The sequence below is a fragment of the Patescibacteria group bacterium genome, from assembly GCA_028711655.1.
Classification (GTDB): Bacteria; Patescibacteriota; Patescibacteriia; order Patescibacteriales; family JAQTRU01; genus JAQTRU01.
This window is the reverse complement of record JAQTRU010000066.1, coordinates 1-2,884: the sequence shown is the minus strand read 5'-3', so window position 1 is coordinate 2,884 and position 2,884 is coordinate 1. Positions and strand designations below refer to the sequence as shown.

The window sequence follows — 2,884 nt, the reverse complement described above, 5'->3', positions numbered from 1 at the left end:
ACGCCAATATCGTCCAGCGCAAGGCCACCCTGCGCCGCCTGCAAACGGCCGCTTCGGAAATTATGGATCTAAGCTACCAGGAAGAAGAGGAAATAGACAAGGTTCTGGACCAGACCGAGCAAAAAATTTTTTCCGTTTCGCAGAAATATTTAAAAAATACTTTCGTGCCGATTGACAATCTTTTGACCGAAGCCTTTGAAAGAATTGACGAACTGCATAAGCACGGCGGGAAACTGCGCGGACTGCCGACCGGGTTTACCGACTTGGACAATATTCTGGCCGGTCTTCAAAAAAGCGATTTGATAATACTGGCCGCCCGGCCCAGCGTCGGCAAAACTTCCCTGGCTTTGGATATTGCCCGCCAAGCCGCGATTAAAAGCAAAGAAGGGGTCGGGCTCTTCTCCCTGGAAATGAGCAAGGAGCAATTGGTGGACCGGCTACTCTGCTCCCAATCCCATGTTAATTTATGGAAAATGCGCACGGGAAAACTTTCCGACCGGGAAGAAGACAATGATTTTACCCGCATCGGCGAAGCTATGGGCCAGCTTTCCGAAGCTCCGATTTATATTGACGACTCCCCCATTTCCTCCGTCATGGATATAAGAACAAAGGCCAGGCGGTTGCAGATGGAAAAAGGGCTTGGCCTGATTGTTATTGATTATTTGCAATTAATGGAAGGGCGGGGAAAATACGGGGATAACCGCGTGCAGGAAGTGGCGGAAATCAGCCGCGGCCTTAAAGCCATAGCCCGCGAATTGAATATTCCGGTTTTGGCCGCTTCCCAGCTTTCCCGAGCGGTTGAACAGACCGGCGGTCCGGCCATCCCGAAACTGGCCCACTTGCGCGAGTCCGGTTCAATCGAGCAGGACGCTGACGTTGTCATGTTTATTTACCGCAAGGCGGCTGACCGGCATTATAACCGCGAGGACCTGCCGGAAGCGGAAAAAAACCTGGCCCAGATTTTTATAGCCAAGCACCGCAACGGCCCGACCGGAAAAATCGAATTATTTTTTAATGAAGAAACGGCCAGTTTCAACAGCGTGGAAAAAACCGGCCTGGAAGAGCCGCCGGAGTTCTAAACATTACAAATTACAAATCTTATACAAATATACAAATTCAGCGGAAAAAATTTATCTGGTATTTGTAAAATTTGTAATGAATTTGTAATTTGTAAATAAACATATGTTTGGAAAACTAAAATATATGAAAGACCTGCGCTCGCAGGCAAAAACCATGCAGAACGCTTTAGCCCAAGAATCAATAACGGTTGAAAAAAGCGGAATAAAAGTAGTCATGAACGGCAACATGGAAATTATTTCTTTATCCATAAATGAAGAATTGGCCAAAGAATCTTTGGAGGGAATAATAATTGGCTGCCTTAATGAGGCTATAAAAAAAACCCAAAGGCTGATGGCGCAAAAAATGCAGGAAATGGGAGGCCTGCCTGGTCTTAAATAAATTCTAAACTCTAAATCCTAAATCCTAAACAATTTCAAAATTCTCACCGCCTCAGCGGGATCCCGCCCTCTATAAGTTTTAAATAATGTGGCGGGAAAATTACCAAAATTCAAAACATTAGTTTAAAACATTTGAATTTTGATATTTGGATTTGTTTAGAATTTAGAACTTAGGATTTAGGATTTTTATATAATATATAACATGGGAAATAAATGAAATTCCCTTTGGCCATCCAAAATTTGATTGAACACTTTTCTAAATTGCCATCCGTGGGCCCAAAAACCGCCCAGCGGTATGTTTTTTATTTATTAAAGCAGCCGGCGGAAGAATTGCAAAAAATGGCGCAGTTTATTGCCGAGCTTAAAGAAAAAACGATTATCTGCTCCCGCTGTTTGGCCATTGCCGAATCCAGCCCTTGCCCGATTTGCGCTGACAAAAAGCGCCGGCAGGATATAATTTGCGTTGTCGCCAATACGCAGGATATGCTCACTCTGGAAGCTACTCGCCAATATAACGGCCTCTATCATGTCCTGGGCGGCCTTATTAATACGATTGAAGAAGTTAAGCCGGAACAGCTTAATATAAGAAGACTCGTTGATCGGGTGAAAAAAGACGGAATCAAAGAAATAATTCTGGCTTTGAACCCCAATTTAGAAGGCGAAACCACGGTCCTGTATTTAGTTAAACTGCTAAAACCCCAGAAAATAAAAATTACCAAATTAGCCCGCGGCCTGCCCACGGGCGCGGACCTTGAATACGCGGACGAGATAACCTTGGCCAACGCGCTGAAGTATAGAAATGAACTGTAAATAAATTCCTAATTCACCTAATGTCTAATTCCTGCCTGCCGCCTGCCTACCGGACAGGCAGGCGGCAGGCAGGTCTAATAAAATGTCTAATTTAATCCGCCAGCTGGCGGACTAATGTCAAAAATGTTTTTAATTTAGAAATTAGATATTAGAATTTTTATTAGAAATTAGGTGAATTAGAAATTAGAAATTACTCATAACTTTACTATTAAAAAAGAGGCGATCATCTCGCGCTCTTTTTTATTTTATCTTACGCAATTGAAGTAATCTCCACTTTTGTATACGGCTGCCTGTGCCCGATATTTCTTTTATACCTGGTTTTATTTTTATATTTTATAACGGAAATTTTTTTGCCTCTGCCCTGCTCTAAAATTTTTCCTTCCACCTTTTCTCCTAAACTCGGCTTGCCTAAATTCAGTTCTTTAGCATCGGGGGTGGCTGTTAATAAAGTTTCAAATTTTACTTTATCACCTTCTTTCTTATCCAGCTTTTCTATTTTTAAAACCTGGCCCGGCTTAACTTTATATAAATGCTTAAGGGCCATGAGAAACCGTGAAGGGGCATTTTCAATTTACGATAAAGATACGCCTTTGGAAGTTGTAGGGTATACCAGCTGC

The 2,884-nt window shown here is 42.8% G+C and carries 4 protein-coding genes; 3 read left to right on the top strand and 1 reads right to left on the bottom strand.

All coding sequences use genetic code 11. The features are described from left to right. The 3 genes from dnaB to recR form a co-directional block, all read left to right on the top strand. Nucleotides 1–1,079 (top strand): replicative DNA helicase (gene dnaB, locus PHQ42_05375; GenBank protein MDD5072132.1); only part of this gene is annotated, 1,079 nt, incomplete at its 5' end. 103 nt (nucleotides 1,080–1,182) lie between these two features. Beyond that, nucleotides 1,183–1,458: a YbaB/EbfC family nucleoid-associated protein gene (locus tag PHQ42_05370; protein ID MDD5072131.1), complete on the top strand. Its 276-nt coding sequence runs from the start codon at nucleotides 1,183–1,185 to the stop codon at nucleotides 1,456–1,458. 212 nt (nucleotides 1,459–1,670) lie between these two features. Next, the gene (gene recR / locus PHQ42_05365) at nucleotides 1,671–2,267 is read left to right on the top strand and encodes a recombination mediator RecR (protein MDD5072130.1); all 597 of its coding nucleotides are present in this window, start codon (nucleotides 1,671–1,673) and stop codon (nucleotides 2,265–2,267) included. Nucleotides 2,268–2,517: 250 nt separating this feature from the next. On the opposite strand, the gene rplU is transcribed toward recR, so the two are convergent. After that, complete coding sequence (gene rplU / locus PHQ42_05360) at nucleotides 2,518–2,811, bottom strand: 50S ribosomal protein L21 (GenBank protein ID MDD5072129.1); 294 nt, start codon at nucleotides 2,809–2,811, stop codon at nucleotides 2,518–2,520. Nucleotides 2,812–2,884 lie beyond the last annotated feature (73 nt).